Source organism: Billgrantia antri, assembly GCF_019430905.1.
Lineage (GTDB): Bacteria > Pseudomonadota > Gammaproteobacteria > Pseudomonadales > Halomonadaceae > Halomonas > Halomonas antri.
In genome coordinates this window covers 260,091-286,172 of the sequence record NZ_JAHYCA010000001.1, presented here as the reverse complement: position 1 = coordinate 286,172, position 26,082 = coordinate 260,091, and the positions used below count along the sequence as shown (strand labels likewise).

At 67.2% G+C, this 26,082-nt stretch carries 23 protein-coding genes; 13 read left to right on the top strand and 10 right to left on the bottom strand.

Translation table 11 applies throughout. From position 1 onward, the window contains the following. Positions 1 to 11 precede the first annotated feature (11 nt). From KPL81_RS01310 to KPL81_RS01295, 4 genes are read left to right on the top strand one after another with little or no spacing between them, the layout of a single operon-like run. On the top strand, positions 12 to 812 hold the full coding sequence (locus tag KPL81_RS01310) for a FadR/GntR family transcriptional regulator (RefSeq protein ID WP_219790367.1): 801 nt from the start codon (positions 12 to 14) through the stop codon (positions 810 to 812). After that, positions 809 to 1,957: a galactonate dehydratase gene (gene dgoD, locus KPL81_RS01305; RefSeq protein WP_219790366.1), complete on the top strand. Its 1,149-nt coding sequence runs from the start codon at positions 809 to 811 to the stop codon at positions 1,955 to 1,957. Before KPL81_RS01310 ends, dgoD begins: the two co-directional genes overlap by 4 nt. A gap of 10 nt (positions 1,958 to 1,967) precedes the next feature. Continuing rightward, positions 1,968 to 2,927 (top strand): 2-dehydro-3-deoxygalactonokinase, encoded by a 960-nt coding sequence (locus KPL81_RS01300; protein ID WP_219790365.1) that lies wholly within the window; start codon positions 1,968 to 1,970, stop codon positions 2,925 to 2,927. Between the two features lie 33 nt (positions 2,928 to 2,960). Next, positions 2,961 to 3,572, top strand: a complete 612-nt coding sequence (locus KPL81_RS01295; protein ID WP_219790364.1) for a 2-dehydro-3-deoxy-6-phosphogalactonate aldolase — start codon at positions 2,961 to 2,963, stop codon at positions 3,570 to 3,572. A 30-nt stretch (positions 3,573 to 3,602) separates the two neighbouring features. On the opposite strand, the gene KPL81_RS01290 is transcribed toward KPL81_RS01295, so the two are convergent. Further along, positions 3,603 to 4,460, bottom strand: coding sequence for a MurR/RpiR family transcriptional regulator (locus KPL81_RS01290; RefSeq protein ID WP_219790363.1), 858 nt, complete (start codon positions 4,458 to 4,460; stop codon positions 3,603 to 3,605). A gap of 196 nt (positions 4,461 to 4,656) precedes the next feature. Between KPL81_RS01290 and zwf the strand changes: the two genes are divergently transcribed. From zwf to KPL81_RS01275, 3 genes are read left to right on the top strand one after another with little or no spacing between them, the layout of a single operon-like run. Then, a complete protein-coding gene (gene zwf, locus KPL81_RS01285; protein ID WP_209473606.1) occupies positions 4,657 to 6,165 on the top strand; it encodes a glucose-6-phosphate dehydrogenase in 1,509 nt (502 codons plus the stop codon). A gap of 1 nt (position 6,166) precedes the next feature. Beyond that, entirely contained in the window at positions 6,167 to 6,844 is a 678-nt protein-coding gene (pgl, locus tag KPL81_RS01280) for a 6-phosphogluconolactonase (protein WP_209473605.1), read from the top strand. 16 nt (positions 6,845 to 6,860) lie between these two features. Continuing rightward, positions 6,861 to 7,523, top strand: coding sequence for a bifunctional 4-hydroxy-2-oxoglutarate aldolase/2-dehydro-3-deoxy-phosphogluconate aldolase (locus tag KPL81_RS01275; RefSeq protein ID WP_209473604.1), 663 nt, complete (start codon positions 6,861 to 6,863; stop codon positions 7,521 to 7,523). Between the two features lie 89 nt (positions 7,524 to 7,612). Here KPL81_RS01275 and KPL81_RS01270 read toward each other — a convergent pair whose 3' ends face one another. The 4 genes from KPL81_RS01270 to ptsP form a co-directional block, all read right to left on the bottom strand. Next, the gene (locus KPL81_RS01270) at positions 7,613 to 9,307 is read right to left on the bottom strand and encodes a methyl-accepting chemotaxis protein (protein ID WP_219790362.1); all 1,695 of its coding nucleotides are present in this window, start codon (positions 9,305 to 9,307) and stop codon (positions 7,613 to 7,615) included. Between the two features lie 252 nt (positions 9,308 to 9,559). Then, positions 9,560 to 11,305, bottom strand: coding sequence for a PTS fructose-like transporter subunit IIB (locus KPL81_RS01265; RefSeq protein WP_219790361.1), 1,746 nt, complete (start codon positions 11,303 to 11,305; stop codon positions 9,560 to 9,562). Further along, positions 11,302 to 12,276 (bottom strand): 1-phosphofructokinase, encoded by a 975-nt coding sequence (pfkB, locus tag KPL81_RS01260; protein WP_219790360.1) that lies wholly within the window; start codon positions 12,274 to 12,276, stop codon positions 11,302 to 11,304. The genes KPL81_RS01265 and pfkB overlap by 4 nt, the downstream gene beginning before the upstream one ends. Next, complete coding sequence (gene ptsP / locus KPL81_RS01255; protein ID WP_219790794.1) at positions 12,276 to 15,158, bottom strand: phosphoenolpyruvate--protein phosphotransferase; 2,883 nt, start codon at positions 15,156 to 15,158, stop codon at positions 12,276 to 12,278. Before ptsP ends, pfkB begins: the two co-directional genes overlap by 1 nt. Before the next feature lie 213 nt (positions 15,159 to 15,371). On the opposite strand from ptsP, the gene cra reads away from it, so the two are divergent. Continuing rightward, the gene (gene cra / locus KPL81_RS01250; RefSeq protein WP_219790359.1) at positions 15,372 to 16,370 is read left to right on the top strand and encodes a catabolite repressor/activator; all 999 of its coding nucleotides are present in this window, start codon (positions 15,372 to 15,374) and stop codon (positions 16,368 to 16,370) included. A gap of 4 nt (positions 16,371 to 16,374) precedes the next feature. Here the strand turns inward: cra and KPL81_RS01245 are convergent, their stop codons facing one another. From KPL81_RS01245 to edd, 5 genes are read right to left on the bottom strand one after another with little or no spacing between them, the layout of a single operon-like run. After that, on the bottom strand, positions 16,375 to 17,337 hold the full coding sequence (locus tag KPL81_RS01245) for a carbohydrate kinase family protein (RefSeq protein ID WP_219790358.1): 963 nt from the start codon (positions 17,335 to 17,337) through the stop codon (positions 16,375 to 16,377). 42 nt (positions 17,338 to 17,379) lie between these two features. Further along, positions 17,380 to 18,255 carry an aldo/keto reductase gene (locus tag KPL81_RS01240; protein ID WP_338035581.1) on the bottom strand — a complete coding sequence of 292 codons (876 nt, stop codon included), beginning with the start codon at positions 18,253 to 18,255 and terminating at the stop codon, positions 17,380 to 17,382. Beyond that, positions 18,252 to 19,187: an aldose epimerase family protein gene (locus KPL81_RS01235; protein ID WP_219790356.1), complete on the bottom strand. Its 936-nt coding sequence runs from the start codon at positions 19,185 to 19,187 to the stop codon at positions 18,252 to 18,254. Before KPL81_RS01235 ends, KPL81_RS01240 begins: the two co-directional genes overlap by 4 nt. A gap of 12 nt (positions 19,188 to 19,199) precedes the next feature. Beyond that, the gene (glk, locus tag KPL81_RS01230) at positions 19,200 to 20,168 is read right to left on the bottom strand and encodes a glucokinase (RefSeq protein WP_219790355.1); all 969 of its coding nucleotides are present in this window, start codon (positions 20,166 to 20,168) and stop codon (positions 19,200 to 19,202) included. Next, positions 20,165 to 22,051, bottom strand: a complete 1,887-nt coding sequence (gene edd, locus KPL81_RS01225; RefSeq protein WP_219790354.1) for a phosphogluconate dehydratase — start codon at positions 22,049 to 22,051, stop codon at positions 20,165 to 20,167. Before edd ends, glk begins: the two co-directional genes overlap by 4 nt. A 199-nt stretch (positions 22,052 to 22,250) precedes the next feature. Between edd and KPL81_RS01220 the strand changes: the two genes are divergently transcribed. The 5 genes from KPL81_RS01220 to truD all read left to right on the top strand — a co-directional run bounded on the left by KPL81_RS01220 (position 22,251) and on the right by truD (position 26,078). Continuing rightward, a complete protein-coding gene (locus tag KPL81_RS01220) occupies positions 22,251 to 23,384 on the top strand; it encodes a GNAT family N-acetyltransferase (RefSeq protein ID WP_219790353.1) in 1,134 nt (377 codons plus the stop codon). 74 nt (positions 23,385 to 23,458) lie between these two features. After that, on the top strand, positions 23,459 to 23,797 hold the full coding sequence (gene ftsB / locus KPL81_RS01215; RefSeq protein ID WP_209473594.1) for a cell division protein FtsB: 339 nt from the start codon (positions 23,459 to 23,461) through the stop codon (positions 23,795 to 23,797). Then, on the top strand, positions 23,790 to 24,521 hold the full coding sequence (gene ispD, locus KPL81_RS01210) for a 2-C-methyl-D-erythritol 4-phosphate cytidylyltransferase (RefSeq protein ID WP_209473593.1): 732 nt from the start codon (positions 23,790 to 23,792) through the stop codon (positions 24,519 to 24,521). The genes ftsB and ispD overlap by 8 nt, the downstream gene beginning before the upstream one ends. Further along, entirely contained in the window at positions 24,521 to 25,015 is a 495-nt protein-coding gene (gene ispF / locus KPL81_RS01205) for a 2-C-methyl-D-erythritol 2,4-cyclodiphosphate synthase (protein ID WP_209473592.1), read from the top strand. The genes ispD and ispF overlap by 1 nt, the downstream gene beginning before the upstream one ends. Continuing rightward, a complete protein-coding gene (truD, locus tag KPL81_RS01200; RefSeq protein WP_338035580.1) occupies positions 25,008 to 26,078 on the top strand; it encodes a tRNA pseudouridine(13) synthase TruD in 1,071 nt (356 codons plus the stop codon). Before ispF ends, truD begins: the two co-directional genes overlap by 8 nt. Positions 26,079 to 26,082 lie beyond the last annotated feature (4 nt).

Below are 26,082 nucleotides of genomic sequence, written 5' to 3'. Positions count from 1 at the left end.
TGGAGGGCGTCATGACACTGACTTCGCTGCCACGCCATCACGGCGGTGCCGACGGCCTGGCGCGGCTGCTGGGGCAGGCGTTGCTGGCCGGGCGCTGGCGCCCCGGCGAAACCTTTCCTCGTGAACGCGACCTCTGCCAGCACTTCGAGGTCAGCCGCAACCAGGTGCGCAACGCCCTGGCGACTCTGGTCGCCCTTGGTCTGATCGAGCGCACCGCGGGGCGCGGCAGCGTGGTCTGCAACATTGGCGAATGGCATCTGCTCGATCCGCTGGTGAGCGCGTGGATGGCCGATATCGAAACGCCCGATGCTCAGCTGCTGCGCGAGATCTTTGCCTTTCGCTATTCGGCGGAGCCGGCTGTCGCCCGCCTGGCAGCCCGGGCGGCCGAAGCGGAGGATCTCGAGCGCCTGGAGGCGGCCTTCCTGGGCATGCAGCGTACCGCCGGCATGCCGGAGGCCAGTGCGCGGCATGCGGAGTACGACGTGGCCTTCCACGATGCCATCTATCGCACCAGCCATAATCTGGTGTGGCGCCAGATGGGGCATTTGCTGCGTCCCTCGATCATTGCCCTGATCCAGCGCTCCCAGGCCCACCTCCAGCCTCTTGATGCCGGCCTGGATGACAGCCTGGCGCGTCATGGCCGCCTGCTCGAGGCGATCCGCTCCCGGGATGCGGATGCAGCTGAAGCGGCCGCTGTCGATGTGCTGCGACGCACCGCTGTCGATCTGGGTATCGTCGCCGACGCACAAGCCGAGTCCGTCCAGGCGCCGTCAGCCGAATCCATCATTCATGCCAAGGAGCGCTCACCATGAAGATCACTCGACTCAAGACCTGGCAGGTGCCGCCGCGCTGGCTGTTCCTCAAGATCGAGACCGACGAGGGTTGCTACGGCTGGGGCGAGCCGGTCATCGAGGGCCGCGCCGCCACCGTGGAGGCTGCAGTGCACGAGCTTGCCGACTACCTGATCGGCCAGGACCCGCACCGCATCGAGCACCTGTGGAACACGCTTTACCGAGCCGGCTTCTATCGCGGCGGCCCGATCCTGATGAGCGCCATCGCCGGTATCGACCAGGCGCTGTGGGATCTCAAGGGACGCGACCTGGGCGTGCCGGTGCACCAACTGCTGGGCGGCGCGGTGCGCGAGCGCATGCGCATGTACGCCTGGACCGGCGGCGACCGGCCGAACGACGTGGGGGCGGGCGCCAGGGAGCTGGTGGAGCGTGGCTTCACCGCGTTCAAGATGAACGGTACTGCCGAGATGCAGATCGTCGACTCGCACCGCAAGATCGACGAGGCGGTGGCTCGCGTCGCCGAGGCCCGCGAGGCGGTGGGGCCCGAGGTGGGCATTGCCATCGATTTTCACGGCCGGGTGCATCGGCCCATGGCCAAGGCGCTGCTGCGTGAGCTGGAGCCGTTCCATCCGATGTTCGTCGAGGAGCCGGTGGCACCCGAGCACCTGCCCAGCCTGAAGCACATCGCCGGCGGCCTGGGCTATCCGCTGGCCACCGGCGAGCGGCTGCACACCCGGTTCGAATTTCGCGACCTGCTCGCCGACGGCATGATCGATATCATCCAGCCCGACCTCTCCCATTGCGGCGGCATCAGCGAGGGGCTGAAGATTGCCGCGCTGGCCTCGGCCCACGACGTCGCCCTGGCACCGCATTGTCCGCTCGGTCCGCTGACCCTGGCCGCTTCGCTCCACCTGGATGCGGTGAGCCATAACGCTTTCATCCAGGAGCAGAGCATGGGCATCCACTACAACCGCGACAACGACGTGCTCGACTACCTGGTCGACAAGTCGGCGCTGGCCATCGAGCAGGGCTTCTGTGCCATTCCCCAGGGGCCGGGGCTCGGCGTGGAGATCGACGAGGCGTTCGTCGAGGAGCGGGCCAAGGTCGGGCATCGTTGGCGCAACCCCGTATGGAGCCACGAGGACGGCTCCATCGCCGAGTGGTGAGGAGATCTTCATGAGCGATGCGATACGCGAGCGACTGGCCTGGGTCGCGGTGGACTGGGGCTCGAGTCAGCTGCGCGTCTGGGGCCTGGACGAGAGCGGCGAGGTGCTGGTGCGGGGCGGCAGTGACAAGGGCATGCTGACCCTGAGGCCTGAGGATTACGAGATCGCACTGCTCGAGGTCGTCGGCGATTGGCTGCCGGCGTCCGGGCGCGTGGGAGTGTGGGTCTGTGGCATGGCCGGCGCCCGCCAGGGCTGGCGCGAGGCGGCTTACCTGCCGGTGCCGACACGCCTGGACGACCTGGCCCAAGGCGCCGTCATGCCGACGGTAAGCGATACGCGCCTTGACGTTCTCCTGTTGCCGGGGCTGTGCCAGTTCGCGGATGTCACCGGGTGCGACTTCGATGTGATGCGCGGGGAGGAGACCCAGCTGGCTGGGCTGGTGGCCCGTGAGCCGGGATTCTCGGGGCTGGTCTGCCTGCCGGGTACCCATGCCAAGTGGGCGTGGCTGGAGCGCGGAGAGGTCAAGCGCTTCGCCACCTACCTGACCGGCGAGCTCTATGGCCTGTTGGCCGGCCAGTCGGTGCTCAGACACTCCGTGGCCGACGACGGCCTCACCGAACCCGGCTGTCGCGAGGCGTTCGTCGCCGCGGTACGCGAGGCGAGCGCCCGACCCGGTGAGTTCGCTAGGTTGCTGTTCGGCCTGCGTGCCGCCGACCTGCTCGACGCTTCTTTGCCTGCCGGGGAAGCGCGGCAAACCCGGCTGGGGGCGCGTCTCTCGGGGCTCGCCATTGGCCTCGAGCTCAGTGGCGTTCGTCACGACCTCTCAGCGTCTTCCGTCACCCTGGTCGGCGGCGAGGCGCTGTGCGAACGCTATGCGCTGGCCCTCGAGGCGCTCGGCCATGCCAGCCGGCGTGTCGAGGGCGAGGCGGCGGTACTGGCCGGCCTTGGGCTGGCACGGGCCGGTACTTGACAACCCTAACTGACAACCTTGGTGGAGACGCACATGAGACTGCCACTGATCGGTATCCTGCGCGGCGTTACCCCCGGCGAGGCGGTGGCGGTGGGCGAAGCCGCCATCGCCGCAGGTATCTCTACCTTGGAGGTTCCGCTCAACTCTCCCGACCCGCTGGAAAGCATTCGGTGTCTGGTCGAAGCCTTGGGCGATCGAGCCCTAGTGGGCGCCGGCACCGTGCTCGGCGTGGATGAGGTGCGTGCCGTGCATGCCGTCGGGGGTCGTCTGGTGGTGTCTCCCAACTGCCGTCCGGACGTGATCGAGGAGACGCGACGCCTCGGCATGCAGAGCTGGCCAGGCGTGCTGACGCCGACGGAAGCCTTCGATGCGCTGGACGCCGGGGCCACGGGGCTGAAGCTGTTTCCCGCCGTGCAGGTGGGGGTGGAGGGCATGAGGGCCTTGCGGGCGGTACTGCCGAATGGCACACGGCTCTATGCCGTGGGCGGCATCGGTGCGGCGGAGTTCGCCGCCTGGCGTGCCGCCGGCGTGGATGGCGCCGGCCTGGGCGGTGCGCTCTATCGCCCCGGACAGTCGCCCGAGCAGGTGGGTGAACAGGCACGCGCGCTGGTCGCGGCCTGGCGTGCCGCCGATGGCGAAGCGTAGGCCAGGCGCAGGGCGGCCCTGCGGCTGCGCTCAGCCGCGAGGCGGGTAGCGGGTATCGCGCAGGCTGTCCTTGATCTTCTTCAGGTGGGGCAGGAAGTCCTCGCCGCGGCGCAGGGTCACACCGGTCGCCAACACGTCAATCAGGGTGAGCTGAATCATGCGCGAGGTCATCGGCATGTAGACGTCGGTGTCTTCCGGCGTGGGTACCTCGAGCGTCTCGGTGCACTCCACCGCCAACGGCGAGCCGGGAGCGGTGATGCCCAGTACCACGGCACCGCTCTCGCGTGCCAGCTGGGCGATCTCGACCAGCTCGCGGGTGCGACCGGTCCAGGAGATCACCACCACCACATCGCCGGTATGACAGGCCGACGCGACCATGCGCTGCATCAGCACGTCGACATAAGACGTGACCGGAAGATTGAAGCGGAAGAACTTGTGCTGGGCGTCCTGCGCCACGGCACCGGACGCGCCGAGACCGAAGAAGTGGATCTGCTTGGCCTGGATCAGGTAGTCCACCACCCGCTCGATGCGGGCCGGATCGAGGGTGCGGCTGGCTTCGTCCAGGGCGGCAATGGTGGCGCCGAAGATCTTGCGCGTGTAGTCCGCGGCAACGTCGCCTGGCTCCACCGACTGGCTGACATAGGGCGTGCCGCCGGCCAGGCTCTGGGCCAGCTTGATCTTGAAGTCGGGGTAGCCCTTCGCATGGAAGCTGCGACAGAAGCGGTTCACCGTGGGTTCGCTGACCGAGGCCGCCTGGGCCAGGCTGGCGATGCTCAGGCCGGTGGCACGGGCTGGGTCGGCCAGGATGACATCTGCTACCTTGCGCTCGGAACGATTGAGCTCGTCGAGGCGTTGACGGATTCGTTGCAGCAGATCGTGATGGGCCATGGCTGAAGGGACTCTCTCAAGCTGATAATGTAGTGATTTAACAACATGGTCACCGGCTATCCTATCGCGGAGCATCGGCCGGGCGCGAATCGAGGTATCGAAAATCGCTATGATGAGTGTAATATTACAAAATATTGGTTGATGCTAAGGGCTTTTTTGCGTATTTTTTGTGTAAATTAACCAGATGGGGGCGGACATGAAGGCAACCACGCGGCCTGAGGAAGAGAGTCGGCCGGTTATCGATCTCGCGCTGTTCGGTGCCCTGGGGGACCTGTCGCTGCGCAAGCTTTATCCCGCGCTCTACCACCTCGACCGCGAGGGCCTGCTGCACGACGACACGCGTATTCTGGGGCTGGCGCGCCAGGAGCTGAAGGCCGACGCCTTTCGCCGTCGTATCGCCGACACCCTACAGACCTACGTCAAGCCCGCGGAGCTCGATCGGGAGGTCGTCAAGCGCTTTACCGCACGTCTCGACTACCTGCAGCTCGATTTCGCCAACGCCGAGGGTTATCGCGCCATCACCGAATGGCGCGGGGCCGTGCGCCATGACACCGTGGTCTGTCCCTTGGTCGTCTACCTGGCGGTGCCGGCGAGCCTGTATGGCGATATCTGCCGCAACCTGCAGGCCGGCGAGTGCCTCGACGAACTCTCCCGCGTGGTGGTCGAGAAGCCGATCGGCTACGATTTCGAATCCTCCTGCGAGATCAATGACGCCATCGGCGAAGTGTTCCACGAGTCCCAGGTCTATCGCATCGACCATTACCTGGGCAAGGAGACCGTCCAGAACCTCATCGCGCTGCGCTTTGCCAATCCACTGTTCGGTACCCAGTGGAACCAGAACCACATCTCCCACGTCGAGATCACCGTGGCCGAGCAGGTCGGTATCGAAGGGCGCTGGGGCTATTTCGACCGTGCCGGCCAGTTGCGCGACATGGTACAGAACCACTTGCTGCAGCTGGTATGCCTGATCGCCATGGACCCGCCGGCCAATCTGGATGCCGACGCCATCCGCGACGAGAAGGTCAAGGTGCTCAAGGCGCTGCAGCCATTCAGCGAGACCAAGCTCAACCGCGACGTGGTGCGTGGCCAATACATTGCCGGCACCATCAAAGGCAAGAGCGTGCCCGGCTACCTGGAAGAAGAGGGCGCCAATCGAGAGAGCGAGACCGAGACCTTCGTCGCCATGAAGACCGGCGTTTCCAACTGGCGCTGGGCCGGGGTGCCGTTCTACCTGCGCACGGGCAAGCGCATGCCGGAAAAGCTATCGCAGATCGTGGTGCATTTCCGCCAGCAGCCGCACTACATCTTCGACCCCGATCAGCGCAACCTGGCGGCCAACAAGCTGGTCATTCGCCTGCAACCCGAAGAGGGCATTGCGCTGGAGGTGCTGACCAAGGACAGCGGGCTGGACCGGGGCATGCGCCTGCGCCGTGGTCCGCTGCACCTGGACTTCGGCAGTGCCTTCCCCCAGACGCGCATCCCCGACGCCTACGAGCGCCTGCTGCTCGAGGTGATGAAGGGGCGCCAATACCTGTTCGTGCGCCGTGACGAGGTCGAGCACGCCTGGCACTGGTGCGATAGTCTGATTGCCGCCTGGAAGGAGATGGGCGAGCCGCCACGGCGCTACCCGGCCGGTTCCTGGGGGCCGGTGGCCTCCATTGCCATGATTACCCAGGATGGGCGCAGCTGGTATGAGGACTACTGACATGACGCATCTCGCCGCCGGGCCGCGCGAACAGCTCGCCGTGCAGCTCGCCGAAGCCACTTGTGAAGCACTGCGCCAGGATCTGGCCCAGCAGGAGCGGGCTCTGCTGGTAGTTTCCGGCGGCTCGACGCCGGTACCCTTCTTTCAGGCCCTGTCGTCCCAGGCGTTGCCCTGGGAGCGGATCGATGTGACCCTGGCCGACGAGCGCTGGGTGAGCGAGACCGACGAGGCCAGCAATGCCCACCTGGTGCGCCGCCACCTGCTGCAAGGCGAGGCGGCCGCTGCCAGCTTCGTTTCGTTGACCACCGACGACGGGACGCCGGAACAGGGCGTAGAGGAGGTGACCCGGCGCATCGAGGCGTTGACCTGGCCGGCCAGCGTGGTGGTGCTGGGCATGGGCGGCGACGGTCACACCGCCTCGCTGTTTCCCGATAGCCGCGAGCTGGAGCTGGGGCTCACCACCGATGCCCCGGTACTGGCCGCGCGCACGCCCAGTCAGCCCCAAGCGCGGATCACCCTCAGCGCCGACCGCCTGCATCAGGCGCGACGCCACGTACTGCACATCACCGGTGACGACAAGCGCAGCGTGCTGGCCCGGGCCCTGTCCGGCGACGACTTGCGTGAACTGCCGATCCGCGCCTTTCTTTCCTGCCCGCTGGCCGTTTACTGGGCCCCCTGAAACTGGAGTCTTGCTCATGACCATCGACAAACAGCTGCCGTCCACGCGTATCACCGAACTCGACAGCATCTGCCTCAAGGCCGAGGTCATCCCGGTGCTGGCCATCGAGCGGGTGGAAGATGCCGTGCCGCTGGGCCGTGCCCTGGTCGAAGGTGGGCTCACCGTGCTGGAGGTGACCCTGCGCACCGATTGCGCCCTGGAGGCGATTCGCCGCCTCAAGGAAGCCCTGCCCCAGGCCAGCATCGGCGTGGGCACCGTGCTGACGCCGGCCCAGTACCGTCAGAGCGAGCAGGTGGGTGCCGATTTCGTGGTCACGCCGGGTACCACCGAGGCGCTTTACCGCTATGGCATCACCAGCCCGGTGCCGATGTTGCCCGGCGTGGCCACCGTGTCCGAGCTGATGACCGGCTGGCAGTACGGTTACCGCCGCTTCAAGTTCTTCCCCGCCGAGGCCAGCGGCGGCGTCAAGGCGCTTAAGGCCTTTGCCGGCCCGATTCCCGAAGCGCGTTTCTGTCCCACCGGCGGCATCAGCCTCGACAACGCCGAGGACTACCTGGCGCTGAAGAACGTGATGTGCGTGGGCGGCTCCTGGCTGACGCCGAAATCGCTGGTCGATGCCGAAGACTGGAACGGCATCCGCCAGCTCGCCAAGGAGGCCGCCCAGCGCTTTCATCACTGAGCGGCCTCGCTGACCTCTTTCTTGTGCTCTCTCGGCAGCCAGTAGCTGTCATTGCGCCCGGCCTCATGGCCGGGTTTTTTTATTCTATTTCAACAGGATATCAATTCTTCCGAGGCTACCATCTGCCGGCCTGTACCACGTGACAATCCATTCCGTTCATGGATCATGGTAGTTATCGCTGAGCTTACGGTTGCTAATTTCCCGGAGCGAGGCTGGTCGTCGCCGAAGGCGCCCGCGCTGTGCGCCAGTGCACGCACTTCGTGGTCGAGTGAGGCCGTGGCGGCCTGGTAGCGCTGCATGCTGCCAGCACTGGTCTGCGTGGCCCGGTCGATCTCGCCGATGGCCTGGCTGATCTGTTCGATGCCCTGGCTCTGCTCTGCCGTGGCCGCGCTGATTTCCTGCATCAGTTCGTTGACCTCGTAGCTGGCCGCCTTTATGGCTGTCATGGCGTCTTCTGCCTTGCCGGCATGGGCGCGGCCCGTTTCGATCTCGCTGCGAGCCGAATGGATCAAGACCTGTACACGATGGGCGGCAGTTGCCGATTCGCTGGCAAGCTTGCGCACCTCTTGTGCCACCACGGCGAAGCCGCGCCCATGATCACCGGCCCGAGCGGCTTCTACCGAGGCATTTAGCGCCAGTATGTTGGTTTGAAAGGCGATGCTGTCGATGGTGCCAACGATGCCGGCCATGTTGTCGGCCTGTCGTGTGATCTCTTGCATCGAGCTGGCGAGTGCCTGCATGACCTGAGCGGCAGCGTCGACCGCCTCGACATTGCCCAGCGTCGCCTTGCCGGCCTGCTGGGCATGCTCTGCGCTTTGACTGACCGTGGCGCTGATCTGTTCGGTACTGGCAGCCGTTTGTTGCACCGATGACGCTTGCTGCTCGAGCCGGCTGGCCATGGCCTCGTTGTTGCTTACCAGCTCAGTCACCGCCGGCTCGACCACGCCGATGCGCCTCTCGACATCACCGATGAGTGCGCCAAGCGACTGACGCATGAACGCCAGAGCTTTGAGCATCTGGCCCAGCTCATCGCTACCCTGACTGGGCAAGTCGGCCTTGAGGTTGCCGGCGGCCACCTGCAAGGCGAAGTCGTGGGCCTTGTGCAGCGTGCGACTCAGGCGGGCAGTGCCTCGCCAGTTCAGCCAGCCCAGCAGGGCTCCACACAATACCCCACCTGCCAGCAGGCTTTCGTCGGCGAGCGAGGCCGTCTCCGGCATCAAGTTCCAAGCCGTCAGCCCCAGAGTTGCTGGCAATGCAGTGATGGTCAGGCTGGCAACCAAGTTGCGTACAGCCAGGCTGCGCCAGTCGATACGCCGTACGGCATGCAGGATGCCGCGACGATAGGCCTGACCATGCCTGACGACGTAGCGCCCCCCTTGCTCGCGAATGTCACGATACACCGCTTCGGCGTGTGCCGTTTCCGCGGCGCTTGGCTTGACGCGAATGGAGGCATAGCCCTTGAGCTGGCCATTTTCGCGTATGGGCACCACGTTGGCCCGGACCCAGTAGTGATCACCGTTCTTGCGTCGGTTCTTGACCAGCCCCGACCAGAACTGGCCGCCTTGCAGATCGTGCCACATGTCGGCAAACACGCTCTCGGGCATGTCGGGGTGACGAACAATGTTGTGCGGTGAGTCCTTCAGCTCCTCGTAGCTGAAGCCGCTTACCTCGATAAAGCGCTGGTTGGCGTAGGTGATATGGCTTTGTGGGTCCGTCTTGGAGATGAGCACGTCACCATCGCTGAGGACATACTCGTTGTGTGTTACCGGCCCGTTATAGCGCATGGCGCTTCCTCGCGGTAGAAGGCTGCTTGTGTCCTTGTCGTCACTTGCTCCTGGGGTTTCTTATACAATATTTGTATATCTTATGTATAGAAAATATTGCATTGCACTATCGCTGGTCGTATATCGCCAACACGAGCAGAAAACTCGGTGGAAGGGAATCGAAGGCAAGCGACCCGGCATATGCCGGGTCAAATGTCATCTTGGATGGTGCTGGCGGCCTTGAGGGCAGGTGCCGGGGCTGTCATTTTGACATCAGGCGTTGGCGGTGACCGCTACCGGGGCGGCACCGCGCTTGATCGCGGCGTAGCCCAGCCCGGTGATCAGCGAGCCGGCGACGATGGCTCCGAGATACAACAGTGCCGGTGTGATGGCGTTGGGAATCAGCAGCACGAAGATACCGCCGTGGGGAGCCATCAGCTGTGCGCCAACCAACATGGAAAGCGCGCCGGTGGCGGCGCCGCCCAGCATGCAGGCCGGGATCACCCGCAGCGGATCCTTGGCGGCGAAGGGAATGGCGCCCTCGCTGATGAAGCACAGCCCCAGCACGAACGACGCCTTGCCTGCCTCGCGCTCCGGCTCGGAGAACTTGGGACGCGCGACGAAGCTGGCGATGCCCATGCCGATGGCCGGCACCATACCGGCGGCCATGATGGCAGCCATCGGCGCGTAGGTCTGGGTGGAGAGCAGGCCGACGCCGAAGGTATAGGCGGCCTTGTTGACCGGCCCGCCCAGGTCGAAGCACATCATGGCGCCGAGCAGGATGCCGAGCAGCACGGCGTTGGCTGAGCCCATGTTCTCGAGAAACGCGGTCAGCGCGGAGAGGATGGCTGCCACCGGCTCGCCGATCACGTAGATCATGGTCAGGCCGGTGACCAGGCTCGCGATCAGCGGAATGATCAGGATTGGTTTGAGCGACTCGACGCTCGCCGGAAGTTTGACATGGCGGGTCACCGCCAGTGCTACGTAGCCGGCGAGGAAGCCGGCGAGAATGCCGCCGATGAAGCCGGCGCCGATCTCGCTGGCGAGCATGCCCCCGATCATGCCCGGGGCTATGCCTGGACGGTCGGCGATGGAGTAGGCAATGTAGCCGGCCAGCACCGGGATCATCAGGGCGAAGGCGGTGCCGCCGCCGATCTGCATCAGCGCCGCGGCCAGCGTGCCCTCCTCCTGGAACGCCTCGATGCCGAAGACGAAGGAGAGTGCGATCAGCAGGCCTCCGGCCACCACCATGGGCAGCATGAACGAGACGCCGGTGAGCAGGTGCTTGTAGACGCCCTTCTCCTTCAGGCTCTTCTTCGCCTCATTGCGGCGCGGAGCGTTGGCAGCATCCTCGACCTCGGCTTCGGCCAGCGCCGCCTCGATGGTGGGGCGCGGCTTCTTGAGTGCATTGCCGGTAGAGGTGCGGTAGATGCGCTTGCCGGCGAAGCGGGTCGGATCGACCTCGATATCGCAGGCGAGAATCACCACGTCGGCCGCGGCGATCTCCTCGTCGGTGAGCTTGTCCTGGGCGCCGACCGAGCCCTGGGTCTCGACGCGAATTGCATGGCCCAGGCTCTTGCCCGCTTCGCTCAGCGCTTCGGCGGCCATGAAGGTATGGGCCACGCCGGTGGGGCATGCGGTGACGGCAATGATGCTGCTGGCGCCGGCCTTGGGCGAGGGGCTCGCGGTCGCGCTCAAGGCGGGTGGTGTGTAGTCGCTGGCCTCGCGCCGGGCACGCTGCAGGAATGCCTCGGGGTCGGGCAGTGCCTCGCTGGCTGAGGCCTGGAACAGGCGCTTGCCGGCAAAGCGTTCGGCGGCGGGAAGATGGTCGGCGGCGACCACGACCAGCTCGGCATCGGCAATGGCGTCGGCTGAAACGGGCTGGACGGCCTCGAGCTGACTGTGCATCTCGACGCTGGGCTGCCAGCCCAGTCGCTGCGCCGCCTGCTCGAGTCGGCGAGCCGCGAGGAAGGTGGTGGCCATGCCGCTGGGGCAGGCGGTAACGATGATCACGTTCATGCGAGGGCTCCCCCTGCGTCGACGTCGTTGAGACGCCGAACGCGGGTCTGTTGTTGGAGTTGCGGGAAGTCGTCGGCGTGGAGGTTACCCACGCCGACGTGACGAACCGATTCGGCGGAAAGGGCGGTAGCCAGGCGCAGGGCCTGATCGGGCGGATGACCCGCGAGTACGCCATGCAGCAGGGCGGCCAGCAGGGTATCGCCGGCCCCGACGGTGCTGGCGACCGTCAGGCGCGGCGGCATGGCCTGCCAGGCACCGCGGCGGCTGATCCACAGCACGCCGGCGGGGCCGGCGGAGACGACGGCTTCCTCGATGCCGGCGGCATACAGGCGCAGCGCCGCCTTGAGTCGTGCTTCGGCGCTCTCGAGGCTCTCGCCGGCCCAGGCGGCGAGCTCCTGCTCGTTGGGCTTGACCGCCGTGGCTCGGGCCTCGATGGTGCGGGTCAATGCCTCGCCGCTGGTATCGACCCATACCGGCAGCCCGGCTGCCCGCAGGCGGGCGATAAGCTCGGCGAGATCGGTCGGCGCCACGCCAGGCGGCAGGCTGCCGGCGATGACCACGGCGTCGGGCCGGCGCCGTGGGTCGCCGATACGCGTAGCGAGACCGTCGAGCAGGCGCTGCCAGGCGGCGGCGTCGATGGCGGCGCCGGGGCCGTTGATATCCGTGACCCGGCCGTCGGCCTCGGCGAGCTTGGCGTTGATACGCGTCTCGCCGGGCGCGCGCAGGAAGGCGTCCTCCACGCCCATGGCCTCGAAGGCGCGCAGGAAGGGGCCGTCGTTGTCGGCGCCGAGAAAGCCCGACACGGTGACGTCGTGGCCGAGGTCGGCCAGCACCCGGGCCACGTTGACGCCCTTGCCGGCTGCCGTCAGGTGGGTCTCGCGGGTGCGGTTGACCGTCCCCGGCGTCAGTCGCTCCAGGCTTACGGAGAGATCCAGTGCGGGATTGAGCGTCAGGGTGAGCACGCGGGCCATCAGCGCACCTCCAGGGCGTCGCGGACCGCCTCGCTCGTGGCCTGGGCCAGCGCCAGCTCGGCCTGGACCCGGGCTTCGGCGAGGTCGAACTCGCGCAGCCGCGCCTTGACCAGCGGCACCTGCCGCGCGCTCACTGAAAGCTCGTCGACGCCGAGCCCGACCAGTACCGGCACCGCCAAGGCGTCGCTGGCCAGCTCGCCGCACACACCGACCCACTTGCCGTGGGCATGGGCCGCCGCTACGGTCATCTCGATCAGGCGCAGCACCGCCGGGTGCAGGCCGTCGGCCTGGGCAGAGAGCGCGGGGTGATCGCGGTCGATGGCCAGGGTGTACTGGGTCAGGTCGTTGGTGCCCACCGAGAAGAAGTCCACCTCGGCGGCCAGCGTCGGTGCCAGCAGGGCGGCCGAGGGCACCTCGATCATCACGCCGAGCTGCACGTCGGTGGCCCGCTCGGCCGCGGGAATCTCGTCGAGTAGGCGATCGAGGATGGCCCGTGCCGCGCGGAACTCGGCGATATCCTTGACCATCGGCAGCATGATGCGCAGTGGCCTCGGCGCCTGCTCCGCTGCGGGAGCGGCCGCCATCAACAGTGCACGCAGCTGGGTCTCGAGCACCTCGGGGCGGGTCAGGGTCAGGCGAATGCCGCGCAGGCCGAGGAAGGGGTTGTCTTCTTTCGGCACCGGCCAGTAGGGCAGCGGCTTGTCGCCACCCACGTCGAGGGTGCGGGCTACCAGCGGACGGCCGTCGAGAGCATCGAGCGCCTCACGATATTCCGCGACCTGAGTCTCGAGGTCCGGTTCCTGGGCATGCGCCATGAACAGGAATTCGGTGCGCAGCAGGCCGACGCCTTCGGCGCCGCGCTCCACGGCATCGACAGCGTGGGCGGTATTGCCCAGGTTGGCGGCGACTTCGACGCGGTGGCCGTCGCGGGTACGTGCCTCCTCGAAGCGTGCTTCCCATGCCTCGGCTTCGCGTTGCTGGCGCTCTGCCAGGCGCTGCTCGGCGGTGGCGCGGCGTGCGGCGGAGGGGGCCGGGATCACCCGGCCACGCTCACCGTCGAGGATCAGCTCGCAGCCTCCCGCCAGTGTCAGCACACGCTCGCCGGCGCCCACCACGGCGGGAATGCCCAGTGCCCGGGCCAGGATCGCGCTGTGCGCGGTGGCGCCGCCGCGAGCGGTGAGCAGGCCGCGCACCCGGCGTGTATCGAGCCGTGCCACGTCGGAGGGGCCGATGTCATCCGTGACCAGGATATAGGGCGTTTCCGGCGGCTCCGGTCGGCTCACCTGACACAGGATGCCGAGCACGCGGCGGCCGACGTCGCGCAGGTCGGCGGCGCGTTCGGCCAGCAGGCGATCGGCGAGCATCTCCTGGGCGTGGGCGGCAGTCTCGATCGCTTCCCACCAGGCAGCTTCGGCGGAGCGGCCGTCCTGGATGCCCTCGCGGGCCGCTTCAAAAAGCTCCGGGTCGCGCAACATCTCCTCGTGCATGGAAAGGATCTGGGCCACCTCGCCGCCGCGGGCCTCGCGCTCCAGCGCCTCGAGCTGTGCCGCGCCCTCGTCGATGGCGCTGTGCAGGCGCCGCTGCTGCTCGGCGGGATCGGCGGCGCGCTCGGGATAGTCGAAGCGTGGGGTCTGCAGCACGAACACCGGGGCAATGGCGAGTCCCGGCGAGGCTGCCACGCCCTGATGAGGCGTGTCGTCGGGCAGCGGTTCCGGAGGTGCGGTATCCGCTGAGGGCGTGATGCGCTCGCGGCTCTCATCGAAGGGCAATACCTGTTCGCCGAGGCCGTCCGCCACGGCCCGGCAGACGGCGTCGAGCGCCGCCTGGGCGTTGTCTCCCTCGGCGGAGAAGGTCAACTGCTGGCCGCGCCGGGCGCCGAGGTTGATCACCTTGGTCAGGCTGGTGGCCGGCACCGCGGCGCCGCCGCCTTCGGCCAGGCGCACGTGGATGGGGAGCCCCTGCTGCCGGGCGATCTGAACCAGCTGCTTGGCCGGACGGGCATGCAGGCCGTGAGCGTTGAGTACCCGGGCGAGACGGGTATGGGCCGTGGCCGACTCGCCCGCCAGCCGGGCCAGCACGGTAGCCGCATCGGCATTGGGCAGCTCGGCTGCGGCACCGCTGTCGAGCAGCGCCAGGATGCGCTCCAGCAGGCCGCGATGGGCGTCGCCCTGAGCCGCCAGGCAGAACACTCCCTTCACCGCTTCGCCGTCGCGCTCCAGGCGCTCTTCCGGCGTTGCCAGGGCCAGTGCCGGCACCTCGACGCTACGCTCGCCGTGGATCAGCCACAGCCCTTGGCCCATTGGTGCCAAGGTGCGTTCGGCCACGTCGGTCATGAAGTCGCTACCCACGCAGCCGAGCTGACGCAGGCGCGCGGCGCCGGCCAGGGCCAGCTCGTGGGTGTCGCGAGCAGGAAAGCCGAGGCACAGGGTCTCGGCGTCCAGGCGTGCCTCGACCACAGCTTTCGACAGCAGCGCAGCGACCTCGGTAGCGGAGCCTGCGGCGGCCAGGCGCTCACCGACGCTATCGTCATCCAGCACATGGGTGAGCTGACGCAGGATGCCGAGATGCTCGTCGCTCTGGGCGGCAATGCTGACCAGCACATGGACGCGCTGGCCGTCGTGCCACTCGACGCCGCCGGGAAACTGCAGCACGCGCACGCCGGTCGTGTGCACGTGTTCACGACTCTCGGGCGTCCCGTGAGGAATGGCAATGGCATTGCCGAGATAGGTGGATGACTGCGACTCGCGCTGGAACAGGCCGTCGCGATAGGCGGGAGCGGTCAGCCCCGCCTGGTGCAGCGACTCGGCAGCCTGCTCCAGCGCGACGCGCCAGTCGGGGGCCTGACAGCCGAGGCGGATGTCCTCGGGGCGTAGCGTGAGCATCATCGAATCTCCTGATGGCCTAGGCGACATGCAAAAGCCTGCGATTTCATTCTGCGCTTGATGTCTAGAGGTTAAGCTGAATCGTGTCACCTATCGTGTTTATCATGCTGGAACGATTCAACTCGTTTCGCAAGGCGCCTTTTCTTAGACTTTCGCAGGGGGCGGAGAGGCCATGCATGGCGTAGAATCGATGCCCGCAGATAGAGGAAGCCCATGACACTCGCTGAAATCGCCCGACTGGCCGGGGTATCGCGTACCACCGCCAGCTACGTCATCAACGGCAAGGCCACCGAACGGCGCATCAGCCAGGACACCGTCGAGCGGGTCATGGCGGTGGTGCGTGAGCATCGCTATCGCGTCGATGCTCAGGCTGCAGCGCTAAGGCGCGGCTCGAGCCGCACGCTGGGCCTGATCGTGCCCGATCTGGAGAACGTCAGCTACGCGCGCCTGGCCAAGCGGCTCGAGCGCGGCGCTCGTGAACAGGGCTACCAGCTGCTGATCGTCGGCTCCGACGATCAGCCGGATGCCGAGCGCGATCTAGCACTGTCGCTGCGTGCCCAGCGCTGCGAGGTGTTGATCACGGCCAGTTGCCTGCCGATGGACGATCCTTTCTATGGCGAACTGCTGCAGGCAGGCCTGCCGGTGGTGGCGGTCGACCGTGGGTTCGACCCGCAGCGCTTCGCCAGCGTGGTGAGCAACGATCGCGCAGCCGCCGAGCAGCTGACGCGCTCGCTGCTCGACGATTCGATACAGCGTATCGCCTGGCTGGATGCGGTGCCGGCGCTCTCCATCAGCCGCGAGCGACGGGCCGGTTTCCAGCAGGCATTGGCGGGACGCGACGGTGAGCCGCTTATGCTCGGCGCCGAGCGCTACGACCGCGCCGATGGTGCCCGGCTGATGCGCGAGCTGCTCGAGCGTGACGGCCTGCCGGATGCTCTGGTCACGGCCTCCTACACGCTGCTCGACGGGGTCTTCGATGTGCTGCTCGAGGAGGGCGGGCTGCCGCAGGCGTTGCGCCTGGCGACCTTCGGCGACAGCCGGCTGCTCGACTTCCTGCCGCTGCCGGTCAACTCGGCGGTGCAGGACCACGACCGCATGGCGGCGATGGCGCTGGCTTGCGCCCTGGCGGCTGCGCAAGGCGACTACCGCGTAGGGCAGCAGGTCGTGCCACGAACCTTGCGGCGACGGCTGCCGGTCAGGTTCGCTTCTTGAAGCCTTACCCTCTCAATCCGGCCAGATCATGGCGGTCGGGCAGCGCGGCGTAGGCCCCGGGGCGGGTCACGGCGTGAGCGCCGCAGTTGGCGGCGGTGCCAAGGGCACGCTGCAGGAACGCCTCGTCGTGATACCAGGCATTGTCGATACCATGCTCGGCCAGTTCGGCGAGCAACCCACCAATGAAGGCGTCGCCGCCGGCGGTGGTGTCCACCGCTTCGACCGCAGGAGGTGCATGGCGCAGCTCTCTGCCTACGCCCACGGCACGCACATCGCCGGGGCCGTTGGTGATCACCAACAGCTTTACGCCCGCAGCGAGCCGTTCGGCCAGCCAGGCGTCGGCCGGGTGGTCGGCACGCAGGTAGTCGAGTTCCTCGGTCGAGAGTTTGGCCAGCTCGGCGCGGTCGATCAGTTGGGTGACCAGGGCGATGTCGGCGCTACCACTGGCCCACAGGTTGTGTCGCAGGTTGGCATCGACGCTGACCAGGCAGCCGGCGCGGCCGGCCATGTCGGCCATGGACAGGGTCGTCTCGGCGATTTCCGCCTCGGTCAGGCTGTTGCTGCAGAAGTGCACGATGGCGGGATTGGCGAACACGCCGGCCGGCAGGTGCTCGAGGCGGTAGAGCAGGTCGGCGGCGGGCGGGCGGTAGAAGTCGAAGGTGCGCTCGCCGTAGGCATCGCGGGAGACGAAGGCCAGCGCCGTGCGCGCCTCGCGGGTGCGGACCACGCCGGAGAGGTCGACGCCATGCGAGGCAAGTTCCGCGGCGAGGAAGTCGCCGAAATGGTCCTCGCCGAGCATGCCGAGGAAGCGGCTGGGCACCCCTAGTCGCGCGCAGGCCACGGCGACGTTGGCCGGGGCGCCGCCGGCATAGGGGGTAAAGGTTTCCGGGGCATTGCCGGCCGCCTCGCCGAGGCGGCTGGAAAGCATGTCGACGAGAGCTTCGCCGAAGGCGATCACGGGCGTCATGCGTGTCCTCACGATGTATCGTTGTTGCGGGTGGGCGTGCATTCACGCCACCTCGTGCCCCCGTGCAGCCTCGAGCAGGGCATACCAGGTGGGGGAATCCAGTTTGCATTCGGCATCCGCCTGCAAAGCGGCAATGCGCTCTGTACGCAGACTGCCGATCACCGGTCGTGGGCGACCCGGCAAGGCGCGCAGCCAGGCCAGAGCCAACCCGGCTGGTGTCATGCCGAGCTCCTCGGCGAGGCGGATCAGCAGCCGTTCGGCCGGACCCTGGAAGACTCGCCCGCCGCCCAGGGGCGACCATACGAGCGGTATCAGGCCGTCGCCGACCAGCGCATCGTAGCTGCCATCGAACAGCGGTTGATGATGCTCCAGCGAAAGCTGCAATTGATGAGCCGCCAGGCGGTGGTGCATCGCCGCCTGCAGGCGCCTCCACTGGTCTGGAAGGAAATTCGAGACCCCGACGGCGCCGACCTTGCCGGCATCGATGGCGTCATCCAGTGCGCGGCCGGTGGCCTCGGCGTCCATCAGCGGGCTGGGTCGATGCAGCAGGAAATGGTCGAGACGCTCGACGCCCAGGCGGGCCAGCGAGGCCTCGATGCTGCGGGCGAGGTACGTCGGCGAGCTGTCGTAGTGCTTGACGCGAAACGGCGAGGCGTCGCGCACCGGGTTGACGATGCTGGCCTTGGTCACGACCCCGACGCGTGATGCGAGTCCGGGGCGCGTGCGCAGGGCGTTGCCGAACAGAGCCTCGCCCTGGGTGTCGCCGTAGATGTCGGCATGATCGAACCATTCGAGCCCCTCGTCGAGGCGGGCCTCGACCCAGGCTGCCAGGCGCGCCGGCGGGTGCAGGTCGGTCACCTCGTGCAGGCGCATCATGCCCAGCAGGAAAGGCGTCTCCAGCGATCCGGCGGGCTTCACGAACCGGCCTCGCACGACAGGGTGGTGCCCAGCAGGTGCTGGGCGCCGGGAACCAGCCATACCGGATCGAGACGGGTATTGGCCGATTCCACGCAGAGGAAGTGGCTGGCGGCTTCGACCGATGTGTCATCGGGCGGTGTCTCGCCCGGATGCCACACCACCGCCGAGTCGCTGCCCTGGCGGGCGACGCGCAGGCGACGGTTGCCGTCGTCGAGCACCACCTCGGCGTTGCTGTGATAGATGCGATCGAGTCCTCCGCGCACGGCGAGCTCGCCCTGCTGCTCGCGCTCGGCAAAACCCGCCAGCTTGTCCAGGTAGCGGGCGCCGGCCAGGCCCTCGACGCGACAGGCGAAGCTGTCGGTCACGGCCAGGTAGCTGTGCAGGGCACCGCTCAGTTTCACCGGGGTCTCGCCGACGTGCTCGGTGATCAGCTCCACGTGCAGCCGTCGGGCGTTGGCCTGGATCACCGTGCGCGGCACCAGCTGGCTATGCAGGCGTTCGGTGGGGGAGAGGTGCAGTTCTACGCCGCCCTCGTGCTCGTCCACCGCGTCGAGGCGCCATTGGGCCTTGCGCGCCGGGCCGTGCATGGGGCCGGAACGATCCGGGCTCTCGTCGGCGCCGCGCTCGTCGGCGAACCAAGGCCAGCACAGCGGGATGCCGCCGCGGATGGCGCCGGGCAGCGCCTGGGGCGTAGGCGTGACCCATAGCCAGCCGCCGGGCACCAGCGCCTCTTCTCCCTCGCCCGTGGCCTCGACCACGCCTGCTCGCGCAGCGGTGGCCGCGGGGAAAAAGTGAAGCACCTGAGCGCCTTGCAGACAGACGGCCAGCTCGCCCCAAGGTTCACGTGCCAGCCAGACGCGGCGGTCTCGCCACTCGCATTCACGCTGACCGTCAGTGTCGTCGAGCAGGGCTCGCAGGCTTTGCGGAATCATTCGCTCTCCCTATCATTCCACTTCTTCGTTGTGCAGGGCCTCGGCAGCGCCCAGCAATCCCGGCCAGGGAGCGGTAACGACGCGTACCGGGATGGTGCGCGTGTAGTCGCTCATGCGCCCCTTGGCGGTGAAGGCTTCGACGAAACGGCTTTGGGGCAGCCAGTCGAGCAGGCGCGGCAGGATGCCGCCGCACAGGAAGACCCCGCCGCGTGCCCCCATGGTCAGGGCGGCGTCGCCGCAGACGTCACCGAGGATCTTGAGAAACCTCAGCAGGGTATCACGGGCGATGCCGTCGCCGCTTGCGGCCGCGGCGGTGACCTCGGCCGGCGTCCGGCAACCGGGATTGGCACCTTTAAGCGAGCAGTGGGCGAGATAGAGGTCGAGCAGTCCCTGGCCGCACAGGATACGCTCCACGGACACCCGGCCATAGCGGTTGCGGAAATGTCGCAGCAGGTTCTGTTCGCGCTCGTCGGTGGGGGCGAAGGTGACGTGGCCGCCTTCGGTGGGCAGCGGGATCCAGGCATGCCGGCCGGGAAAGATGCCGCCAACGCCGAGGCCGGTTCCTGGCCCGATCACCAGGCAGGCGGCATGCTCGCGCGCTACGCCCGGGTGAATCTCGACCAGCTCGTCGGCCGCCACGTGCGGCACACCCAGCGCCTGGGCCGTAAAGTCGTTGATCACCTTGAGCCGCTCAAGACCGAGTGCGGCTTGCACGTCGCGGCGGGAGAACGACCAGTGATTGTTGGTCATGGTGACCCGATCGTCGCCGATGGGGCAGGCGAAGGCCAGGCAGGCCTCCCGCGGTGCAACCTCGGCGGCCAGCCCGACCCGTTCAAGGTAGTCGCGCACCGCCTCCACCAGACCGGGATAGTCGGCACAGGGCAGGGCGAGGATCTCTCGCGGCACGTGCTCGCCCGGGGTCACCAGGGCGAAGCGGGCGTTGGTGCCGCCGATGTCGCCGATCAGGGCCGGTCGGGTCATTGATCCTCCTGGGCGATCTTCTCGAGTTCGCGGGAGAGTACCTCGTCCTCGAAGCCGCCGAACACTCCGGCGCCCAGCTCGGCACTGGCGGCAAGGTGGCGGAAACCGCCGAACAGCTCACGGCCCAGGCCGAAGTGGTAGTGCTCCAGGTTGGGGTCGACACTTGGGCGGCCGGCGAACTCGGCGGCATCGACCAGTGCGGTCAGTTCACCGCGCTCGGCATCGAGGCGCACCACGTCGCCGTCGCGCAGGCGCGCCAGCGGGCCACGATCCACCGCCTCCGGGGTGACGTGGATGGCGGCGGGAACCTTGCCCGAAGCGCCCGACATGCGCCCGTCGGTAACCAGCGCCACCTTGTAGCCGCGATCCTGCAGCACACCGAGGAAAGGGGTGAGCTTGTGCAGCTCGGGCATGCCGTTGGCCTTGGGTCCCTGGAAGCGCACCACCACCACCACGTCACGATCGAGCTCGCCCGATTCGAAGGCGGCCTTGACCTGGTTCTGGTCGTCGAAGATGCGTACCGGCGCCTCGACGATCCGGTTGGCCTGCTTCACCGCCGAGACCTTGATCACGCCGCGTCCGAGGTTGCCGTCGAGCACCACCAGTCCGCCGGTGGGGGCGAAGGGATTGGCGACCGGGCGCAGCACGTCGGCGTCGAGGCTCTCCTTCGGCCCTTCGCGCCAGGTAAGCTTGCCGTCCTCGAGGAAGGGCTCCTGAGTATAGGCGGAGAGATCGGTGCCGAACACGGTGGGGATGTCGGCGTGCAGCAGGCCGGCCCCGAGCAGCTCGCGGATCAGCAGGCTCATGCCGCCGGCAGCCTGGAAATGGTTCACGTCGGCGCTGCCGTTGGGGTAGATCCGGGTCAGGCTCGGTACCACTGCCGAGAGCGCGGTAAAGTCGTCCCAGTCGATGGTGACGCCGGCCGCCGCGGCCATCGCCACCAGATGCAGGGTATGGTTGGTGGAACCGCCCGAGGCGAGCAAGCCGACCATGGCATTGACGATGGCGCGCTCGTCGATCTGCCGGTAGAAGGGGCGGTAGTTGCCGCTCTGCTCGGTGTTGCGAATGGCCTGCTCGGTGGCGTAGCGGGTCAGCGCCTCGCGCAGCGGAGTGCCCGGATTGACGAAGGAAGCCCCGGGCAGGTGCAGGCCCATCATTTCCATCATCAGCTGGTTGGAGTTGGCGGTGCCGTAGAAGGTGCAGGTGCCGGGGCTGTGGTAGGAGCGCGACTCGGCCTCGAGCAGCTCCTCGCGGCCGACCTTGCCTTCGGCGTAGAGCTGTCGTATGCGGGCCTTCTCGTCGTTGGGCAGGCCGCTGGGCATCGGGCCGCCGGGGACGAACACCGCCGGCAGGTGGCCGAAGCGCGCCGCGCCGATGAACAGCCCCGGTACGATCTTGTCGCAAATGCCCAGGTAGAGCGCGGCATCGAACATGTTGTGCGACAGCGCCACGGCGGTAGCCATGGCGATCACGTCGCGGGAGAACAGCGACAGCTCCATGCCCGGCATACCCTGGGTGACGCCATCGCACATCGCCGGTACGCCACCGGCGAATTGTGCGGTGCTGCCCATGCCGCGGGCGGCTTGCTTGATGATCTCGGGGTAACTCTCGAAAGGCCGATGGGCCGAAAGCATGTCGTTATATGACGAAACGATGCCCAGGTTGGCGCTATTGGTCAGTTTGAGGCTGTCCTTGTCGCCGGCGTGATCACAGCCGGCAAAGCCGTGGGCCAAGTTGCCACAGGAGAGCTCGCCGCGATGCACGCCCTGCCTGTGCTGTGCAGCCATGTGCGCTTCGTAGAGCTTGCGGCGCTCGCGTGAACGCTCGCGAATGCGGCCGGTCACCTGCTCGACGGTGGGGTTTAGTGCGGTGGGGCGAGCCATAAGAGCACCTCGCGTCGTTGGGTGATAGATGTAAATTTACACAATTGTGTCCCATCGCGTGGCAGATTTGAAGGTGTCTGGCCGAAACTATGTAGTTTTATTACAGCGATGGAAAAGGTTGGGTAGGTCTGGGCACAATGTAGGCGGCTGTCGGTCAGTTGTCAGCCGGCGCTTCGGTCACCTGCCTCACGGAAACACCATGTCCGAGCTGATTCTCAAGCGGCTGCCAGCCATCGAGGCGGTGGCGGCGACGCAATGGAACGCGCTGGTCGATGAGGACCACCCCTTCCTGCGCCATGAATTTCTCCATGCGCTTGAGGCGAGCGGGGCGGTGGGACGGGCCACCGGCTGGGTGCCGAACCACCTTACGCTATGGCGGGGCGATGCCCTGGTCGGCGCGATGCCGCACTACCACAAGTACCATTCCTATGGCGAATACGTGTTCGACTGGGCGTGGGCCGATGCCTGGGAGGGGGCGGGTGGACGCTATTATCCCAAGGGACTCACGGCGATCCCGTTCTCTCCGGTACCAGGACCGCGGTTGGCCCTGGCCGCTGACGTCGACCCCCTGGCGGCCCGGGAGCTTCTGGCCGCGGCGTGGGAGGAGAGCGCGCTATCGAGCTGGCACCTGCTGTTCGCCCAAGATGACGAAGTCGAGGCCTGGCTCACTGCACGCCCCGACCTGCTGGTGCGTCACGGCGTGCAGTTCCAGTGGCAGGATCGCGGTTACGGCGACTTCGAGGGTTTTTTGAGTGCACTTACGGCGAAGCGGCGCAAGACGATTCGCCGTGAGCGCCGCCGGGTGGCCGAGCAGGGCCTGACCCTGCATCGCTTGACCGGCGAGGCGATCGGCGAGCGCGAGCTCGAGCACTTCTTCCGCTGCTACGAGATCACCTATCTCGAGCGTGGCCGTCATGGCTACCTGAATCTGGACTTCTTCCGACGCTTGCGTCGCACCATGGCCGATGCGCTGGTGCTGATTCAGGCACGCCTCGATGACCAGCCGGTCGCCGCTGCCCTCTGCCTGCAGGGCAGTCGTACCCTCTTCGGGCGCTACTGGGGCAGCGAGGTGATGGCCGACTGCCTGCATTTCGAGGCCTGCTATTACCAGGGAATCGAGCACTGCCTGGCTCACGGCCTGACCTGCTTCGATCCCGGCACCCAGGGCGAGCACAAGCTCACGCGCGGTTTTGCCCCCCGCCGGCTACGCTCGCTGCATCACATCGCCGACCCGAGGCTGCGTGATGCCCTGGCCGGCTTCTGTGACGAGGAGCGCCGCCACGTCGAGGCCTACTGCCGGGCCGCCGAGCGAGCCTTGCCCTACCGCTGCTGAGACGTTCAGCGCGTGAGCCGGGCAGGCGATGATGGCATAATGCCGGCCATTCAGAATCATGAGGACGTCAGTCGATGCTCAAGTGGCTTGCCATCGCCCTGCTGCTGTTGCTGGCGCTGCTGCAGTATCGCCTGTGGCTCGGCGACGGCGGCATTCACGAATTGCGCGAGATAGACAAGCGTGTGGCCATGCTCGACGCGGCCAACAAGCCGCTGCGCGACCGCAACGAGCGGCTGGCCGCCGAGGTGGTGGATCTCAAGACGGGCCTCGATGCCATCGAGGAGCGCGCGCGCAGTGATATCGGCATGGTGCGCACCGACGAACAGTTCTATTGGGTACCGGGCGTGGGGGCCGAGAGCGGTACAGGAGGGCGCGGCGTGACGGATGCACGGGCGGGGCACCCGAATGAGTAAAAACCTGTGGCTGGTGGTGCCGGCGGCGGGCCGTGGTCGGCGCATGGGCTCGGATGTGCCCAAGCAGTACCTGCCCCTGCGCGAGCGCCCGGTGCTCGCTCATACCCTGGCGCGGCTGCACCGGGCCTTTCCGGCGGCACGGCTCTGCCTGTGTCTCGACGTCGACGACGACCACTTCGATCCCGCCTGGGTGCCTTTTTCTCACTGGCGGCGCACCCCGGGAGGCAGCGAGCGGGTCGACTCGGTGCGCTACGCCCTGGCTGCCATGGCCGATAGCGCCGCGGACAGCGATCTGGTGATGGTTCATGACGTGGCGCGCCCTTGCGTGACGCAGACGGACCTCGAACGCCTGTATATCGCGCTTTGCGAGGACGAGGTGGGCGGCCTGCTTGCCGCGCCGGTCGCCGACACCATGAAGCGCGACGACAGCCATGGTCGCGTGGCTCGGACGGAGTCGCGATGCGGCCTCTGGCAGGCGCAGACCCCGCAAGGGTTTCGCTACGGCCTGCTGCGCCGGGCACTGGACGAGGCCGCGGTGAACGGCCTCGTGGTGACCGACGAGGCGTCGGCGGTGGAGGCGCTGGGCCTCGCACCGCGACTGGTGCCGGGCAGACGCGACAATATCAAGATTACCCACCCGGAGGACCTCGCGCTGGCGGAGCACATCCTGGCCGCTCAGCAGGGCATGTCCCCGCTCAATCATTCCCACGAGGAGGCGCCCTGATGCTGCGCATCGGCCATGGGTTCGACGTTCACCGCTTCGGTGAGGGCGACCATCTGATGATTGGTGGCGTTGCCGTCCCCTTCGATCACGGCTTCGTTGCCCACTCCGATGGCGACGTGCTGCTGCACGCCATCAGCGATGCGTTGCTTGGCGCCTGTGCGCTGGGCGATATCGGCCGCCACTTTCCCGATACCGACCCCGCCTGGGCCGGTGCCGACAGTCGCGGCCTGCTGCGTCATGTGCTGTCGCTGGTGCGCGAGGCGGGCTATCGCGTTGGCAACGTCGATGCCACGGTGATCGCTCAGGCACCCAAGCTGGCACCCCACATCTCGGCCATGCGTGAGCGTATCGCCGAGGATCTCGAGCTTGCCTTGGATGCGGTCAACGTCAAGGCGACCACCAGCGAGCGGCTAGGCTTCACCGGTCGTGGCGAAGGCGTTGCCGCCGAGGCCGTAGTGCTGCTGACCCGTGCGGGGGAAATGTCGCGTGAGTGACTCGCTGCCGAGTTGCTGGCCCCTCGTCAGCGAAGCCGAGTTCGGCCCTCCGCGCAGCGGGGAGTTTCGCGCCACCCCAGAGGACTTCGTGGTGGAAGAGGTCCTTGGCTTCGCCCCCGAGGGGCAGGGCGAGCATCTCTGGCTATGGATCGAGAAGCGTGGGCTCACCACGCTGGAGGTCGTGCGCCATCTGGCACGGGCCTGTGGCGTGACGCCGCGCGCCATCGGCTATGCGGGCATGAAGGATCGCATTGCCGTGACCCGTCAGTGGCTTTCGGTACACTTGCCGGGCCAGCAGGCGCCGGAAGACCTGGCGGCGCGGCTTGACGCTCTCGGCGTGAGAGTCTTGGAGCAGGTTCGCCATCCGCGCAAGCTCAAGCGTGGCGTACATCGGGCCAACCGCTTCCAGCTGCGTCTTTCGGGGGCGGCCATAAACGACGAACTCGAGGCGCGCTGGGCCTGGCTGTGTCGACATGGCGTACCCAATCTGTTTGGCCCCCAGCGCTTTGGTCCGGCAGGCCGTAACCTGATACGTGCCCGGTCGCTGCTGGCGCGAGGCTGGCGCAAGCGTGACGATCGTGAGGGCATGCTGCTCTCGGCCGCGCGCAGCTACCTGTTCAATGAGCTCACGGCCTTGCGGGTGTCGGACGGCAGCTGGCGGCACTTGGTGTCGGGTGACGTGGCGATACTCGACGGCACCGCGAGCCAGTTCGCTGTGGATGCCGTGGATGCCGTGGATGCCGAGCTTGGCGAGCGGGCCGCAAGGCTAGATTTGCATCCGTCCGGTGTGCTGTGGGGCGTGGGCACGTCCCTCGCCAGGGGCGATGCGCTGTACTACGAGAACGCCATTGCCGAGCGTCATGCTGTGCTCTGCCAAGGCCTGGAGCGGGCCGGGGTCCGCATGGCTCGGCGTGCCCTGCGCATGCGCCTGGATCAGCCGCGGCTCGAGAGGGATGGGAGGGAGGCTCGGCTCGACTTCCTCTTGCCGCGCGGCAGTTTCGCCACGGCAGTGCTGCGTGAACTCATCGACCACCCCACTCTGACGCTTTCCACGGAGGCCTGATCGG

What these genes read in the sequence shown, in the direction of transcription:
- KPL81_RS01220 (WP_219790353.1), top strand. Translation starts at nt 22,251, where the DNA reads ATGTCCGAGCTGATTCTCAAGCGGCTGCCAGCCATCGAGGCGGTGGCG.
- ispF (WP_209473592.1), top strand. Translation starts at nt 24,521, where the DNA reads ATGCTGCGCATCGGCCATGGGTTCGACGTTCACCGCTTCGGTGAGGGC.
- KPL81_RS01300 (WP_219790365.1), top strand. Translation starts at nt 1,968, where the DNA reads ATGAGCGATGCGATACGCGAGCGACTGGCCTGGGTCGCGGTGGACTGG.
- ftsB (WP_209473594.1), top strand. Translation starts at nt 23,459, where the DNA reads ATGCTCAAGTGGCTTGCCATCGCCCTGCTGCTGTTGCTGGCGCTGCTG.
- KPL81_RS01290 (WP_219790363.1), bottom strand. Translation starts at nt 4,460, where the DNA reads ATGGCCCATCACGATCTGCTGCAACGAATCCGTCAACGCCTCGACGAG.
- glk (WP_219790355.1), bottom strand. Translation starts at nt 20,168, where the DNA reads ATGACCCGACCGGCCCTGATCGGCGACATCGGCGGCACCAACGCCCGC.
- KPL81_RS01310 (WP_219790367.1), top strand. Translation starts at nt 12, where the DNA reads ATGACACTGACTTCGCTGCCACGCCATCACGGCGGTGCCGACGGCCTG.
- KPL81_RS01235 (WP_219790356.1), bottom strand. Translation starts at nt 19,187, where the DNA reads ATGATTCCGCAAAGCCTGCGAGCCCTGCTCGACGACACTGACGGTCAG.
- KPL81_RS01275 (WP_209473604.1), top strand. Translation starts at nt 6,861, where the DNA reads ATGACCATCGACAAACAGCTGCCGTCCACGCGTATCACCGAACTCGAC.
- edd (WP_219790354.1), bottom strand. Translation starts at nt 22,051, where the DNA reads ATGGCTCGCCCCACCGCACTAAACCCCACCGTCGAGCAGGTGACCGGC.
- KPL81_RS01245 (WP_219790358.1), bottom strand. Translation starts at nt 17,337, where the DNA reads ATGACGCCCGTGATCGCCTTCGGCGAAGCTCTCGTCGACATGCTTTCC.
- cra (WP_219790359.1), top strand. Translation starts at nt 15,372, where the DNA reads ATGACACTCGCTGAAATCGCCCGACTGGCCGGGGTATCGCGTACCACC.
- KPL81_RS01265 (WP_219790361.1), bottom strand. Translation starts at nt 11,305, where the DNA reads ATGAACGTGATCATCGTTACCGCCTGCCCCAGCGGCATGGCCACCACC.
- pgl (WP_209473605.1), top strand. Translation starts at nt 6,167, where the DNA reads ATGACGCATCTCGCCGCCGGGCCGCGCGAACAGCTCGCCGTGCAGCTC.
- KPL81_RS01295 (WP_219790364.1), top strand. Translation starts at nt 2,961, where the DNA reads ATGAGACTGCCACTGATCGGTATCCTGCGCGGCGTTACCCCCGGCGAG.
- zwf (WP_209473606.1), top strand. Translation starts at nt 4,657, where the DNA reads ATGAAGGCAACCACGCGGCCTGAGGAAGAGAGTCGGCCGGTTATCGAT.
- pfkB (WP_219790360.1), bottom strand. Translation starts at nt 12,276, where the DNA reads ATGGCCCGCGTGCTCACCCTGACGCTCAATCCCGCACTGGATCTCTCC.
- ptsP (WP_219790794.1), bottom strand. Translation starts at nt 15,158, where the DNA reads ATGCTCACGCTACGCCCCGAGGACATCCGCCTCGGCTGTCAGGCCCCC.
- ispD (WP_209473593.1), top strand. Translation starts at nt 23,790, where the DNA reads ATGAGTAAAAACCTGTGGCTGGTGGTGCCGGCGGCGGGCCGTGGTCGG.
- KPL81_RS01270 (WP_219790362.1), bottom strand. Translation starts at nt 9,307, where the DNA reads ATGCGCTATAACGGGCCGGTAACACACAACGAGTATGTCCTCAGCGAT.
- dgoD (WP_219790366.1), top strand. Translation starts at nt 809, where the DNA reads ATGAAGATCACTCGACTCAAGACCTGGCAGGTGCCGCCGCGCTGGCTG.